Here is a 13494-nt window from a genome sequence, read left to right as displayed (position 1 = left end):
TAAACGAATTCGAATCATCATTAATTGATTTAAAGAACGATCCTTTTGGATTAAATAAAAGGGATTAAACCTTTTATTTTAGCAACATAATCAATGACAGAATCAACTTTGTCTTTGAATTGCGACTCCATAAGTGAAATAGCTCTGGGTGTCATCGTAATAAGTATTAAGTGATTTTCACCATAAAAAGTGTATGTTAAAAATTCGCATTTTTTTAATTCTCTGCATGAGTAAATAACATCTTCAATTGACCATCGAGGCATTACCTCTTTGTGTAAATAACCACTATCGTTAAAATTAGTTGCTTCATCTTTGGATAGCCCGTTTTTACGTTTTTCGATATAGAGTTTATACATCGAAGCTAAAAGATATTTTGAATCATTTGTTAAATCTTCTAAAGAATTCATAGTTTTCACCTCACTTTCTACAGTGAGTATATCAAATTGGAGGTAAGTCATGGAAAAACAAACAGAAATAAGCGTTACAGCTAACATATTAGGCATTGATGACATGATAGCTAAAGCAGAACAACTAAAAAGTTTATTAAAAGAAGCCAAAACGTTGGCAGACGAATTGGCTTCGGTAGAATTTGAAATTGATTACGAGTAAGGTTTACATTTTCGAGTTGGATTTCGTTAATAAAGGTAGGAGGACTAAAGATGGATTACGAAAATATGATGAAGTTAGCTAAACAGTTTAAAGAACAAGCTGCGTTGGAATTAAGAAAAGTTGCACCATTTAATAAGTATGAGGTTTATCAAAATCTGCAAAAGAAAGAAAGACAAGATAAAAATCTTTCAAATGATTTGGATCTCGAAAATTTTTATCTTGCCATTAAATTATTAATGCTAAATGATTATTAAATATTTTTTGCATAAGATTGGATGTTATCAAATAAGCTCTCTAGAAAGTCTAAATTAATTTCGGAAGGATCGTTAAGATACTTGTCCATATATTTATTAAAAGAATCAGTCTTGTCTAAAAAGCTATAAATAGATAAATCATTTCTAACTTCCCATGTTGATGATATAGATTTTATAGCAACTCGATAAATATTCGACAACCGATATAATGCCTCAACATCTGGCCAAGTTCCTTCTAAATTAGAGAATTTAATAATGTTTAAACATAACTCCAAATTATTAGAATATAGTCCGCATAAAGTTCGAATTTCTTCTAAACAATCGTATTTATTTTTAGAATCAAGCAATTCTTTAGCGCTAAGTGATTCGATGTCGAATGAAGATACTTTATCCATTTTTTTACCCCCTTACCAAATTTCAGCAGACCACTTGCTGATAAGGATAGTATAGCAAAAATTATTTAAAAAGGAGCTTGCAACATGGACTGGACTAAAAACAAACAAGCAGCGGATAAATGGTGGTATGAAACAGGCTACTATCAATTTCTAGCAAAACAAAATATCGAAAGGAGCAAACATAATATCGCATGGACTTATTAATAATCGGAGTATTAGCAATCGTTTTAAGCGTAGGCTCGTTGACGATTAAGCAGAGTTTCAGGAATAGGAGGGGTAAACATGACTAAGAACGACGTCACGTTAATCAGGATTGTAGGAGCGATATTAGTTAGTATTTTTTTCACAGCAGGATTACTAGTTGGATTTAAAAACGTAGTCACAATAGTCATGATGTGCTTAGTGATTATGTGGTTAGCGTTCGATACGTTGTATGTGGAGGAAAAATAAAAACCACCACTGTGGGGACAGCGGTGGAATAAAAAATTAAGTTAAATATCAATGACTTAATTTTAACACGATATAGGAGGTTAGACAATGAGTGTTTATGACAGTTTAGGCGCACAGCAAGAGCCTAAAGATGATCCAACGCCAGTCGGTGAAGATTTTAAAGGTAAAGATCTCTTTAGTGGAGACATCGTTTATGAATTGGAAGGTTATCAATTTAAAGCAGACGATTTACCAGGCGTATTAAATCTGCTTGATAAAGATATATTACTAGATATTCTCGATTGTTTTAGAAATCAAGAGATTATTAGTCGATGTGGAATTGAGCGTGATTATAGTGTATAGCATCAAAGATCAAACGTTAAAAACGCCATACGCTACTTACTTCATAGCATTTCAAAAAGACGGAGTAATTGCCACAGTTGATTTAGATGTGGTTTACAAAGCGAAAGATTTACCGGAATTATTACGGAATATAGCGAAAGTTGAAAGGACGATGGGGAAATGAAAAGTGATGATTTAAAAAAAGTAGAAACTACATATCAAAAAGTAATGGAAGTTAAAAAAGCTGTCCCTTACATTCAAAAGCAAGAAAAACAATCTATAAGGTTTAGAGTAGTCACTTCTGAAGATGTCTTAACAGCAATTCAACCTGTAATGCTTGAAAAAGGGTTGATTTTAGAACCTCATATTTTAAACAAAGAAGTAACTAGACAAGTAATAGGAACGAATACAGGAGGCAAGTTTGACAAGGCTATTTTCTCTTACTTAATTGTATTAGATATGGAATATGTATGGAAAAATGTCGAAAATCCTGAAGATAAAATATCAGTTAAATTCGTTGCAACAGCTGCAGACGAAAATGCATCTTACGCATTAGGACAAGCGTTAACTTACGCAGAGAAAACGTTTATTTTGAAATACTTTAACATTCCAACTGATGATTCTGATCCAGACATCTTCCAACAACAATTATTAAAAAAAATTCCAATTGACGATATTCAAGTAGAAGGGCTTCATATTTTGGTTGAGAAATTAAAACCGTATGCTAACCAACCTGTAGAAGCAATAGCTAAACAGGCTAAACTGACAGCTAAAATGAGCGATATAGAGAAGCCGTTTGAAAAATTCTCAGCCTATGATTTTGGAGTCGTGGCAAATGTCATGAACGGTTGGTTGATAACCTATGAAAAGAATGCAGCAAAGGCAGAAAAAGCTAAGAAAAAGGCGTGATGTAATTGGAATTAATCGCCAAATTAAAACAACTTAAAGGAATGACCGTTGTCTTTGAATTGCTAGAGCAAATCAATTTAGACCGCCTTAAAACGTTATATGGTGACCTAAACAACATCGAGGTTCTCTTAGTGTTCAAAGATAAACGGAAGTTCTCTAACAAGCAACGTCGCTTGTATTGGGCATTAATGAATGACATTTACAACTGGAGTGGGGAAGGAACTAGAGAACTCCATGATTGGTTTAAAGAGGAGTATTTTTTAGAGCATGGCAAGAGTATCTCTCTAGGAAATACATCCATTGATTCTAAAAGTGATGTGAACGAGCTACTAGATATCGTCATAGACTTCATGTTTGAGTGGAATGTACCGTTTAAAAAGGGGTACGAGTTACTACCTAAAAACGAGCAATGGTACCTGTATCAATGCTGTAAGCACAGGAAATGTGCAATATGCGGTAAACATGCTGATATACATCACGTAGATGCTGTAGGAATAGGCAACAATAGGAATAGAGTCGATAATGATTGGCGAAAATTCTTAGCAGTTTGTAGGGTGCATCATGTTGAAGTTGAAACTATAGGAAACGATGCGTTTTTTGAAAAATATAAAGTGCAAGGAATAAAACTAGATCCAACAATGATAAAAAAATTAAAAATATGAGGTGGAATAAATGATTAATAACGTTGTATTAGTCGGAAGACTTACTAAAGATCCTGATTTACGTTTTACATCAAACGGAATAGCAACAGCAAGTTTTACTTTAGCAGTCAATCGCAACTTTAAGAATGCGAGTGGTGAACGTGAAGCAGATTTCATTAATTGCGTAATTTGGCGAAAGCCAGCTGAAACTTTAGCTAATTATGCTCGTAAGGGTGCTTTGTTAGGTGTAGTCGGGCGTATCCAAACACGTAACTATGAAAATCAGCAAGGTCAACGTGTTTATGTAACAGAAGTGGTATGTGAGAACTTCCAATTATTAGAAAGTAAGAAAGACAATCAGCAATCAAGCAACCAAAACAGCAATCAATCTAATCAGCAGCATCAAAATTTCAATCAGAATAATCAGAACTATTCACAGCCGACTATGGACGGCATGGGTCAGTTTGGCAATTCGGAACATATTGATAAAGGAGATAATTGGCCGTTCTAAAGGAGGTATGACAAATGGCTGAAATTTCATGGATAAAACTTAAAACAACAATGTTTGACGATGAAAAAATACGATTAATTCAGTCGATGCCTGAAGCTGACGCAATACTAGTGATTTGGATAAGGCTGCTGGTATTGGCAGGCAAGACTAACGATGACGGATTGATTTACATACAACGTAATATGCCATATACAGATGAAATGTTAGCGACACTTTTCGGTAAATCAGTCAATGTTATTCGACTAGCATTAACGACGTTAAAAAATTTTGAAATGGTTGATTTAGGCGAGAACGGTTTGATAGCAATTGCTAATTGGGAAAAACATCAAAATATCGAAGGTATGGATAAAGTTAGAAAGCTTAATGCAGAACGCAATAAGAAGTATCGCGAGCGGAAGAAACAACTTCAAGTTGAAAATGACGTTAGCGTGACGTCACGTGACGCAACAGATATAGACTTAGATTTAGATAAAGATTTAGATAAAGAATTAAAAGATATAACGCCTAGTTCTGACGAACCAGCCTCACCTACTCCTAAAAAATCTCCTAAACACAAATACGGAGAGTTTAACAATGTACTTTTAACTGACGACGAATTGAAAAAGCTACAAACAGAGTTTCCAGATTGGCAGCAGCGTATTGATAACTTATCAATCTACATCGGATCAAAAGGCAAAAAGTATAAAAGCCACTATCTGACAATTTTGAGTTGGGCAAGAAAAGATACTAAAAAAACAACCGATGAAAAACCTAACTATACAGGAGTTGAGTTTTGATGAATAAACTACAATTCGATATGACTAAGCATTTAGATGCCCTAAAGACCAAATGCGAGAAACACGATAAATCGTTAGTCAAAATCAGAGGTCGTATTTGCTGCATTGACTGTATCAAAGAGGAAAGAACGGCTAAAGAACAATTTTTAGTCGTCAAAGCTGAACAGCAGCATATTAAACGGCGAACAGTTGATGTACTAGCTAAAGACTCATTGTGTCAAGATCAATCAATCAGACAGGCTACTTTTGATAATTACAAGGTATCTAATCAGGAAGAAGAACAAGCCTTGATTAAAGCTAAAGTTTTGGCTGATAGGTACAAGGATAAGGATCAGAACTTCAACACGATTTTAACCGGTATTCCAGGCAGTGGTAAAAGCCACTTGGCTATGAGCATGTTGAAGGAGGTTAACAGAGAATTTGACGGTAGCTGCCTGTTTATTTCGACTAACGAACTTATGAGACGTATAAAAGACAGTTTTAACAACAAGGAAAGTAAATACACTGAAGCGAACATGATTAAACTTTTAGGTAGTGTTGATTTGCTCGTATTAGACGATTTAGGGAGCGAAAGCACGTTCAGGACTAATCAGCTTAGTGAAGCGACAAACTACATTCAGAGCGTCATATTCGGAGTGCTAGAGCAACGTACAAGGACAATTATCACAACTAATCTATCGAGTGGTGAGATTAAGGAGATTTACAACTCAAAGATAGTCAGCAGACTGTATCGAGGATTGAGCAAAGATAACGTGATTAAATTCACTGAAAAAACAAGAGATAAGCGGATTAAGTTTGATTTTTAGGAGGAACGAAAATGACAGAAAAAGTTTATTATTGGCGGAAGCGAAAAGGCTACTCAGCCGATTTTGAAGACGAAACAAAATTATATTTAAATATGGATTTAGTGAGTGAACGATTATTTCTTGAGGATAAAGTTGAAGGATGGGCAAGTGCTTTTAAAACAACTTTTACTGAACGAGAAGCCGAAAAAATTCTGGGAGACAAAATATTCTTATTTGAGAAGGTGATTTGATATGTGCAAGGATTGCTACGGAAAAGGTAAGGTTCACCATTTTGAAAAGGGCGTGGCGACTGTTGGTCCATGTCCTAATCCAAAATGTAACGCCAAAAAGGTTGATTTAAAGGAGTTGAGACGGAAGTGGGAGCGAGAATTGTCACGTATGCCAAGTTAATGGAACTCGAAATACTAACTAATCAGCACAATACCGTTGAATGCAAAGATGATAGTTGTGAAAAGTGTTTGGAAATAAAGAAAATAAGACGACAATTTGGATTTGAAGGAAATAAACTAAGGAAATATCGTAAAACGGTATACAAACTAATTGATGAAAAAGGTCGAGAACGAGAATATCGCAATAAATGGAACATCTGTCAAAAATTGAAGATAACATCAAAAGAGTTTGATCGCATGTTGAAATATCGAGAGAGTCGAAATGGATATGTCATATACAGGGAGTATGTATATTGAAAAATTGGAGCAAGTTTGAGCAAGAAGTCGAAACGACTAATAAATGGTATTCCAGGAAAGGTTACGGAGCCGTTAGCAAGATACCAAACGGAACTAAAACTATTCGAGTAGCCGGTGAACCAATCATTATTCCTACTGATAAGACTGGCTGTGATTTTATTGGGCATTTCAAAGGTATTCCGATTGCGTTCGATTGTAAAAGTATGAACGGTAAATCTATGCCACACAAACAAGGGAAAAACGACTTTGTAAAACCACATCAAATTGAATTTCTGAAACAGTTTAGTAACTGTGGCGGTGTTAGCGGTCTCATGGTTCGTTTTAACGATACTGGAGATACTTTTTGGGTCACGATAGATAAATACATTGAAATGAAAAACAATGCGTTAGGCGTTAATAAAAAGAGTTTGCCGATAGCGTGGTTTAAAGGATGCAAAGTTAAGAGAACAGGAAAGTATTTAGATTATTTGGAAAATTTGGAGGTCCAAAAATGAAAACCAAACTATATCAAGTTTTAAAAGATAATAAGCAAGTTTTTAAAGGCAATAGAAAAGAATGCAGCGACTTTTTAGGTGTAAATCCTGGCACGTTGTCTTATCGGACAAGCAGTCTAAAAGTGAACGGCTTCGAATTAAAGTTGTTAGGCAATGTGGTTAAGCAGAAATTTCAAGAAGGCAATAGTATCACTATCGAGGGCATTAAATGTCAGATTATTAAAAGTTCAGTATATGAGAATGTGATTATTGTGAATGACGGTAATGAGATTAGAGTAGCGACTAGAAAGCTGTTGAAATTTGTTAAGTCGGAAATACCGAGCGGAAAAGTTAGAAAAAAGAAAATTGCAAATTAAGGAGTGAACGACATGTTAATAGAATCAATTGAACATTTAGGCAGTTATGGAATTAATTTAGTAATTAACGATGGAGAGCAATCAATTGAATTGGGTCTTGTAGTTAATATTCACGGTGGAGTATCGATGACAGACATAGATGAAATTTCAGATAATTTGAGCGATAGAGAATATGATGCTTTAGACGATTTAATGAGTGCGTTAGCGTCAATATTATTAGCTTAAAGGAGGACACATCATGTTAGGAATATTTAATACTAATAAATTAGCTGAGAAGATTGCGGCACAGATTAATGACAGTGAGCCACTAAAAGAAGAAATCAGAGTTTTAAAACAGGACTTAGCTGCTAAGGAATATACGATTCGGGAAGTTGAGAAAAAGATTAAAAATGAAATTGATAAAAATAAGCAAGCTAATCAAACTATCGCTGAATTAGATACATTGACAGTTAGTTTATCGCAAACGATTAAAAATATCGAAAAGAAAAATAAGCCGATAAATAAAAGTAAAGAAGTAGATGAAAAAAACCGTATATTAAAAAATATTGTCAATAATTTGACTAAGGAAAATAAAAAGCTAAAAGAACGTACAACTAAACAGACTGTATATATTAAAGCGATTGATTTCATATCAAGCAAAGACAATTTCAGTCAGCTTAAAGACGTGTTCAGCCACAATTTAAAGCTATACATGACTAAAAATATGATAGGCAATATAGAGACTGCTAATAAATTAAGCATAGATGAATCAGTCGTTAGATATCTTAAAAATGGATCTAAAAAGCTGACTAAAGATAAATTTGATTGTGTGGCTTACATTATGGCAGATTATTTCGGATGCAACGTATTTGAGTTAGTGAGTGTGAAGCAGAAATAAGGAGAGATAGTATGTTTGAACCTGAAGAGATAGAAAATTATGAAAAGTCATATCCGTGTGAATTGTTTAATGACCACTTTCAAAATTATAAAAGATACAACATACCTAAAGCTCAATTAGTAATAGCTGATATTCCTTACAATTTAGGAAATAACGCTTATGCTTCAAGTCTTGAGTGGTATGTTGACGGCGATAATAAGAAAGGTGAATCTGACAAAGCAGGTAAAGCATTTTTTGATACGGATAATGATTTTAGAATATCTGAATTTATGCATTTCTGCTCTAAAATGCTAAAAAAAGAGCCGAAGGAAAAGGGAAAAGCTCCTTGTATGGTAGTGTTTTGTGCATTTCAACAGTTGCCAGATGTTATTGAAAACGGAAAAAAACATGGTTTTAAACATCATATACCACTAGTTTTTGTTAAAAATACGAGTCCACAAGTTTTGAAAGCGAATATGAAAGTAGTTGGTGCTACTGAATACGGTTTAGTTTTGTATCGTGATAAATTACCTAAGTTTAACAATGAAGGTAGGATGGTTTTAAATTGGTTCAATTGGGAAATAGATAATAGTTATCCAAAAATACATCCCACTCAAAAGCCAATACCAGTTTTGAAACGTCTCATTGAAATATTCACAGATATTAACGACGTAGTGATTGACCCATGTGCAGGTAGTGCCTCAACTTTAAGGGCAGCCAATGAATTGAATAGAAAATCTTATGGTTTTGAAATAAAAAAAGAAATGTGTGAGCTTGCAAAGAACAAAATGCTAACAAATATGCAGCCGAGCCTATTCAGATAAGAGGACTAACATGAAAAATTGGCACGGTGATAAAGAGAAAGTTTTGAGGAGGATTAATCATGAAATTAAACACGTATAACAAGCAAATGCTTGTACATGTTTTTCTTAAAAAAATTAATCAATCAAGAGATAAAAGTTTCGGGAAATTATTTAAATCTAAAGGAGTAATCAAATGAACTGGAATAAACTACAAGAAATGCAACTAGCATTAGATAGTCAGATATTAGCAGCTAAATCAGAAATGACAGCAGAAGAACGATTTAACAAGACGTTAGTAGCTTTGTCTGTTGAAATTTCAGAAGTAGCTAACTGTTCAGAACACTTTAAGTTTTGGAAAGACAACAAGGGTAAGGTTGATGAGAAGAGGTTTAAAAAGATAAGCGAGTATAACAGGATTAGCCCTATGCAACCTGAAATTAAAACAAGACAATTTTATTATGAATATTATGACAATAAATTCAATCCTTATACAAAAGAACAAGCCCACCATTTAACACTAGTTGAAGAATGTTCCGACTGTTTGCATTTTATCTTGAGTTTGGCGAATCAAGGAGGAGAGACGCTTAAGAAAAGAAAAGTAGTATGTGAATTATATAAAAGTTTGGAAGATTGCTATAAAGAAGTTGCTAGAATTATCAACGGCAGTTTTGATATGAGAGTTGAAATTGACAGATATAAAGACAAATTTTTAGAGTATGTGTTGCGGTTAGGAATAACAGAACAAGAACTCGAGCAAGCCTATTATGAAAAAAATAAAATTAATTATGAACGATTGAGAGAGGGGTATTAAGGTATGGAAATAGTACTTTTTATTATTTTTATTATTTCGGCGTTAAGTTTTCTAGCTGAAGGCGATAGAACGGATAGCGCAATTGTTTTAAGCACTTGTCTAATATTGCAAGTAGTAATTAAATATTTTACTTAAGGAGTCCTATCATGAAAATATATCACACGAAAACACAAGCAGATTATGATGCGTTGATGGAGGAGCTGGAGAATAAAGGATATTTGTGGGATTACGTACATATAAAAAATCATCCGAAATTAGGGACATATATTGTTACTAGCGAAAAGTTTAAAACTTATAATGTTTACTTTTACACTCCGGAGATGGCTAAAGAAAGATTTCCTGGCATTCCCATCATCGAATACACAGCAGCTACGCAAGACAACGTCAACAGCCCGAAGCATTATAACAGGGGAAAATTTGAAACGATAGATGTGATTAAGGACAGTTTAACGCCAGAGGAGTACGAGGGGTTCCTTAAAGGCAATATGATTAAGTACGTCATACGCGAACGTGAAAAAGGTGGGACGGTTGATATCGAGAAAAACTGTTGGTATGCGAACGAGTTGGTAAAGTTTAGGGAGGGGAAATAAATGTATCAAGACGCATACAGAAAGTCACATAACTATGCTGTTAAGATGTTGATTATCTCAATTAAAAATTTATTTCTGAAAACCAAACTAGGCGAAGCTAGATACGAAGATGATGAGCGTTGGAAACACATGAAGGAGGGGTAACATGTTTTGGGATGGGGTTAAATTCGCGTTCTTTGTAATGATTGTACTCTTCCTGGCATTTGGTGAATTAAAAATAGGAAGATTCAATGTTACTGATAATAAACCGTTGAAGTGGAGTTTAATAATATTCTATTCATTTGGAGCAGGAATCTTAATTTTAAAATATTTGGAGGACTAGCGATTGGAAAACTGGCGATGGGGAAGATGTGAATCTGCTTTAAGAGATTACAACGATATAGACACATACATTAAAAAAATTGAAGAAGAAATACGAGTTCCTTATCATGAGCCGGACTTAAATGCTGACATTAAGGGTACGAGAACTGATAGTGACATGATGTTTGATACAATGTGGACGATTCAAACCCACGACGCGATCAATCAGCTAAGAAGAAAAAAACAAGTAATAACAGAACTTTTGAACGAATGTGACGATGATACAGAAATAATCATTAGAGAATTGTATCTGAAGAAATGGCCAAGATTTACTTTAAATGGACTTGTTGACCAACAAATAATTTCTTGTGGAAGAAACAAGGCAATTAAACTAAGACGTAAATTCTTTGAAGAATTGGATAGAGAGCTTGAAATTAAAACAAAAGTTAAACTTTAAGGGCGTGCTTTTTAACTTAAAATGGTAGTGTGATAAAAATCGGTAGTAGCTTAGCAGCAATTACGCTACCGGTGATTATCCTCCTTTATCTAAATTCGAGTACTGGCGATGGCGTATAGCAGTTCGATTCTGCTAGTCAGTGTTAATCAGACAAACAAAATATAATTTCAATTACTCAAAAATTTATTGGAATGACGGTGCGGAAACACCTAATTTCAACTTAATCACGTCTGATTAAAAAAATAAAACAGAATTATTTTTCTGATTTTAATCTATTGCACGCTGACGGAAATCAGTGATAAAAGTGCAAACGACTTAGTATCGAGTAATGAGTATCCTGTTTGGCTAAGCAAGTGGGACATAATCTACACGAGCATGCAGATTGTCAGAGGTCTGTGTGTTTTAAATAAAGAAGAATGAGGTAATATAATGGACAATCAATTATTTATCAGTAAATGCAAAGAGTTAGTTAAAGATTATGCTAACGATAATTTTGATAAAACGGATAATCAAAAGATTGATGTAGATGATGTGTTTGTGGTTTGGTCATGTAAGACATTACAAAATAATAAAGCATTGTTAAGTACGACTATATCGGACGGCATGTATTATGAGCTAACATTTAATGGTGACAAGCAAGAAATTTATTTTGATGCTTATAAAAAATGGGAAAACAAAGCTATCAGTATTTAACTGTCTAGCGTACTAACTGTCAAAGGTTAGTGCGTTTTACTTTAATTAAAAATAGAGAGAGGTAATAGAAATGAAATTTGAACAAGTATTACCATTGTTAAAAGAGGGCAAACCATTTAGAGCTCATCCATATTTACAAATTAAAAATTCGGACGGAACGCATGCGATGTGGGTGCTATCAATAGGCGACGTATTCGCGGAAGACTGGGGTGTGATTAGATCTAGCCACCTGAAATTTAATTATAGTGAAAGAAAGAGTAACTACGAAAGAGGTAAAAAGTTAGATAGAAATATTGAGTTGTTTTTAGATCCAGAAGGAAAATTCAAACTGTAACGCATAGCAATCATGTTATGCGTTTTTATTTTAGGAGGTAATGCAACGCAATGGAATGGAGATTAAACAGAACAATACAGGGCGATTGGATAATCGAATATAAAAAGGGACGTTTTAGTTGTTGGAAACGTGTGGTTAGTAATCGAGACAGAACAGAGCCTAGTTTAGTAGCAGGCTTCAGAACGAAAGAAAAAGCAGCCGAAGAAATGGCTAAGCTAATGGTTAAATATGGTTGAAATAACATTTTAGGAGGGACACGATGATAACACTGTTAATAGTATTGCTATTCTTAATCTATTTAATATTCGATTGGTACGTGACGTTGATAGCGTTTGTTATTGCGTGCTCTGTCGGAAGTATAGCGATTGGGATTAGAGATATGTGGAGAGGATGAGCGAGGAGGGATCATAATGCATAAACCATTAGTAACAATCACACTAGATGAATATAACTATTTACTAGAGAACAAGATACCTTACACTAAACAGACAGTCGATGGTCAGTTAGTATGCACAGTTGATTGCAATGAGATAGAACAGATGATAGCTACTACTGAAGAACAGTCAGAGGCTAAGGAAGTAACAAGCGGTTACAAGGTGTCTAACTCTAGTCCTGATGTGCAAGTAAGTTTCATCAATGCTTGATGTATCTACTAAAGAAGCAAGAGCAAAGTTCTATGGTTCGAGTAAGTGGCGAACGTTTAGACAGTCGATACTTAAGAGAGACAACTATGAATGTCAATGGTGCAAGGCTGAGGGGAAAGTTACAACTGATAGTCATTCAGTGTTAGAAGTTGATCACATACAAGAGTTGAAGGATAGACCAGACTTAGCATTAGAACCAAGCAATACGAGAACGTTATGTAAAGATTGCCATAATAAGCGACACAAGCGTTTTAATTATCGAAGTCGTAATAAGAAGTTAAATAAGTGGGCAGATGACGAAAGGTGGGATTGATATGCTGGGAGAAAAGATTAAAGAAATACGAATCGGGTTAGGACTGACTATGAAAGACTTCGGGAAAAAATTTGATCCTGTGGCTAGCGATAGTATTGTGTCTAGATGGGAAAGGGGTATTTCTGTGCCAAGCGTTTCAAGGTTGAGTACTATAGCTAATTTGGGTGGTATAGAAGTTGTCGAGCTGGTAAGTCAGAATATCGGTGGTAATAATTTTAAATTTAATAGCAAAATTAGTTATGAATTAAATAGTGAAGTTCCAATACTTATGATAAACGATGAAGCAGTTGGTGTTGTATCAATGACAAGACAATTTGTGACTAAAGGTATGGGTGAAGGAGTTAATATAATTACTTTCACTTACCTTACGAAAAATAGTCCAAAACAAAGAGTACTATTTATTAATCATTCGACTGGTGAAGTATTCGAACAGTAATACCCCCCCTCAAAATAAAACGGTGTGAGACTGGCAAGTGGGAACCGGT

General features: G+C 34.4%; 32 protein-coding genes. 30 read left to right on the top strand and 2 right to left on the bottom strand.

What is annotated here, in order from left to right; translation table 11 throughout:
* Positions 1-50 precede the first annotated feature (50 nt).
* On the bottom strand, positions 51-407 hold the full coding sequence (locus tag CBF37_RS10420; protein ID WP_125984697.1) for a hypothetical protein: 357 nt from the start codon (positions 405-407) through the stop codon (positions 51-53).
* A 49-nt stretch (positions 408-456) separates the two neighbouring features.
* Between CBF37_RS10420 and CBF37_RS11695 the strand changes: the two genes are divergently transcribed.
* Both CBF37_RS11695 and CBF37_RS10415 read left to right on the top strand, forming a co-directional pair.
* Positions 457-609 carry a hypothetical protein gene (locus CBF37_RS11695; protein ID WP_165866704.1) on the top strand — a complete coding sequence of 51 codons (153 nt, stop codon included), beginning with the start codon at positions 457-459 and terminating at the stop codon, positions 607-609.
* A gap of 50 nt (positions 610-659) precedes the next feature.
* Positions 660-863, top strand: coding sequence for a hypothetical protein (locus tag CBF37_RS10415; RefSeq protein WP_125984696.1), 204 nt, complete (start codon positions 660-662; stop codon positions 861-863).
* On the opposite strand, the gene CBF37_RS10410 is transcribed toward CBF37_RS10415, so the two are convergent.
* Complete coding sequence (locus tag CBF37_RS10410; protein WP_125984695.1) at positions 860-1258, bottom strand: hypothetical protein; 399 nt, start codon at positions 1256-1258, stop codon at positions 860-862. The two genes, CBF37_RS10415 and CBF37_RS10410, sit on opposite strands and share 4 nt — an antisense overlap.
* A 282-nt stretch (positions 1259-1540) precedes the next feature.
* On the opposite strand from CBF37_RS10410, the gene CBF37_RS11690 reads away from it, so the two are divergent.
* From CBF37_RS11690 to CBF37_RS10295, 28 genes are all read left to right on the top strand, one after another.
* A complete protein-coding gene (locus CBF37_RS11690; RefSeq protein ID WP_165866703.1) occupies positions 1541-1708 on the top strand; it encodes a hypothetical protein in 168 nt (55 codons plus the stop codon).
* A gap of 87 nt (positions 1709-1795) precedes the next feature.
* A complete protein-coding gene (locus CBF37_RS10405) occupies positions 1796-2050 on the top strand; it encodes a hypothetical protein (protein ID WP_125984694.1) in 255 nt (84 codons plus the stop codon).
* Positions 2034-2213 carry a hypothetical protein gene (locus CBF37_RS10400; RefSeq protein ID WP_125984693.1) on the top strand — a complete coding sequence of 60 codons (180 nt, stop codon included), beginning with the start codon at positions 2034-2036 and terminating at the stop codon, positions 2211-2213. The genes CBF37_RS10405 and CBF37_RS10400 overlap by 17 nt, the downstream gene beginning before the upstream one ends.
* Positions 2210-2938: an ERF family protein gene (locus CBF37_RS10395; protein ID WP_125984692.1), complete on the top strand. Its 729-nt coding sequence runs from the start codon at positions 2210-2212 to the stop codon at positions 2936-2938. Before CBF37_RS10400 ends, CBF37_RS10395 begins: the two co-directional genes overlap by 4 nt.
* A gap of 5 nt (positions 2939-2943) precedes the next feature.
* Positions 2944-3600 (top strand): putative HNHc nuclease, encoded by a 657-nt coding sequence (locus CBF37_RS10390; protein WP_240626705.1) that lies wholly within the window; start codon positions 2944-2946, stop codon positions 3598-3600.
* A gap of 10 nt (positions 3601-3610) precedes the next feature.
* Entirely contained in the window at positions 3611-4090 is a 480-nt protein-coding gene (gene ssb / locus CBF37_RS10385; protein ID WP_125984691.1) for a single-stranded DNA-binding protein, read from the top strand.
* A 14-nt stretch (positions 4091-4104) separates the two neighbouring features.
* Complete coding sequence (locus CBF37_RS11915) at positions 4105-4866, top strand: phage replisome organizer N-terminal domain-containing protein (protein ID WP_338067350.1); 762 nt, start codon at positions 4105-4107, stop codon at positions 4864-4866.
* Positions 4866-5672 carry an ATP-binding protein gene (locus CBF37_RS10375; protein WP_125984690.1) on the top strand — a complete coding sequence of 269 codons (807 nt, stop codon included), beginning with the start codon at positions 4866-4868 and terminating at the stop codon, positions 5670-5672. The genes CBF37_RS11915 and CBF37_RS10375 overlap by 1 nt, the downstream gene beginning before the upstream one ends.
* A gap of 11 nt (positions 5673-5683) precedes the next feature.
* Entirely contained in the window at positions 5684-5902 is a 219-nt protein-coding gene (locus CBF37_RS10370) for a hypothetical protein (RefSeq protein WP_125984689.1), read from the top strand.
* Between the two features lie 126 nt (positions 5903-6028).
* The gene (locus CBF37_RS10365) at positions 6029-6358 is read left to right on the top strand and encodes a hypothetical protein (RefSeq protein ID WP_125984688.1); all 330 of its coding nucleotides are present in this window, start codon (positions 6029-6031) and stop codon (positions 6356-6358) included.
* On the top strand, positions 6355-6852 hold the full coding sequence (locus CBF37_RS10360; protein ID WP_125984687.1) for a Holliday junction resolvase RecU: 498 nt from the start codon (positions 6355-6357) through the stop codon (positions 6850-6852). The genes CBF37_RS10365 and CBF37_RS10360 overlap by 4 nt, the downstream gene beginning before the upstream one ends.
* A complete protein-coding gene (locus CBF37_RS10355) occupies positions 6849-7208 on the top strand; it encodes a hypothetical protein (protein ID WP_125984686.1) in 360 nt (119 codons plus the stop codon). The genes CBF37_RS10360 and CBF37_RS10355 overlap by 4 nt, the downstream gene beginning before the upstream one ends.
* 3 nt (positions 7209-7211) lie before the next feature.
* Complete coding sequence (locus CBF37_RS10350) at positions 7212-7433, top strand: hypothetical protein (protein WP_165866702.1); 222 nt, start codon at positions 7212-7214, stop codon at positions 7431-7433.
* A gap of 13 nt (positions 7434-7446) precedes the next feature.
* Positions 7447-8085, top strand: a complete 639-nt coding sequence (locus CBF37_RS10345; RefSeq protein ID WP_125984684.1) for a hypothetical protein — start codon at positions 7447-7449, stop codon at positions 8083-8085.
* Between the two features lie 11 nt (positions 8086-8096).
* Positions 8097-8888 (top strand): DNA-methyltransferase, encoded by a 792-nt coding sequence (locus tag CBF37_RS10340; protein WP_125984683.1) that lies wholly within the window; start codon positions 8097-8099, stop codon positions 8886-8888.
* Between the two features lie 172 nt (positions 8889-9060).
* A complete protein-coding gene (locus tag CBF37_RS10335; RefSeq protein WP_125984682.1) occupies positions 9061-9678 on the top strand; it encodes a dUTP diphosphatase in 618 nt (205 codons plus the stop codon).
* Between the two features lie 3 nt (positions 9679-9681).
* Positions 9682-9813: a hypothetical protein gene (locus CBF37_RS11885; RefSeq protein WP_276309154.1), complete on the top strand. Its 132-nt coding sequence runs from the start codon at positions 9682-9684 to the stop codon at positions 9811-9813.
* A gap of 11 nt (positions 9814-9824) precedes the next feature.
* Positions 9825-10268: a DUF3310 domain-containing protein gene (locus CBF37_RS10330; protein ID WP_125984681.1), complete on the top strand. Its 444-nt coding sequence runs from the start codon at positions 9825-9827 to the stop codon at positions 10266-10268.
* Positions 10269-10412 carry a hypothetical protein gene (locus tag CBF37_RS11685; protein ID WP_165866701.1) on the top strand — a complete coding sequence of 48 codons (144 nt, stop codon included), beginning with the start codon at positions 10269-10271 and terminating at the stop codon, positions 10410-10412.
* A 1-nt stretch (position 10413) separates the two neighbouring features.
* Entirely contained in the window at positions 10414-10590 is a 177-nt protein-coding gene (locus CBF37_RS11680) for a hypothetical protein (protein WP_165866700.1), read from the top strand.
* Between the two features lie 3 nt (positions 10591-10593).
* Positions 10594-11025, top strand: coding sequence for an integrase (locus tag CBF37_RS10325; RefSeq protein WP_125984680.1), 432 nt, complete (start codon positions 10594-10596; stop codon positions 11023-11025).
* Positions 11026-11454: 429 nt separating this feature from the next.
* Positions 11455-11718 (top strand): DUF6275 family protein, encoded by a 264-nt coding sequence (locus tag CBF37_RS10320; protein ID WP_125984679.1) that lies wholly within the window; start codon positions 11455-11457, stop codon positions 11716-11718.
* A 70-nt stretch (positions 11719-11788) separates the two neighbouring features.
* The gene (locus CBF37_RS10315; protein WP_125984678.1) at positions 11789-12052 is read left to right on the top strand and encodes a Thoeris anti-defense Tad2 family protein; all 264 of its coding nucleotides are present in this window, start codon (positions 11789-11791) and stop codon (positions 12050-12052) included.
* Between the two features lie 50 nt (positions 12053-12102).
* Positions 12103-12288, top strand: a complete 186-nt coding sequence (locus CBF37_RS10310) for a hypothetical protein (protein ID WP_125984677.1) — start codon at positions 12103-12105, stop codon at positions 12286-12288.
* 23 nt (positions 12289-12311) lie between these two features.
* On the top strand, positions 12312-12446 hold the full coding sequence (locus CBF37_RS11880) for a hypothetical protein (protein ID WP_276309153.1): 135 nt from the start codon (positions 12312-12314) through the stop codon (positions 12444-12446).
* A gap of 16 nt (positions 12447-12462) precedes the next feature.
* Positions 12463-12696: a hypothetical protein gene (locus CBF37_RS10305; protein WP_125984676.1), complete on the top strand. Its 234-nt coding sequence runs from the start codon at positions 12463-12465 to the stop codon at positions 12694-12696.
* A complete protein-coding gene (locus CBF37_RS10300) occupies positions 12689-13009 on the top strand; it encodes an HNH endonuclease (protein WP_125984675.1) in 321 nt (106 codons plus the stop codon). Before CBF37_RS10305 ends, CBF37_RS10300 begins: the two co-directional genes overlap by 8 nt.
* Positions 12990-13445 carry a helix-turn-helix domain-containing protein gene (locus CBF37_RS10295; RefSeq protein ID WP_125984674.1) on the top strand — a complete coding sequence of 152 codons (456 nt, stop codon included), beginning with the start codon at positions 12990-12992 and terminating at the stop codon, positions 13443-13445. The genes CBF37_RS10300 and CBF37_RS10295 overlap by 20 nt, the downstream gene beginning before the upstream one ends.
* Positions 13446-13494: the final 49 nt, after the last annotated feature.

The sequence above is a fragment of the Vagococcus vulneris genome (assembly GCF_003950515.1).
GTDB lineage: Bacteria > Bacillota > Bacilli > Lactobacillales > Vagococcaceae > Vagococcus > Vagococcus vulneris.
Note: the sequence above shows the minus strand (reverse complement) of the source record. Positions and strands in the feature narration are given on the sequence as shown.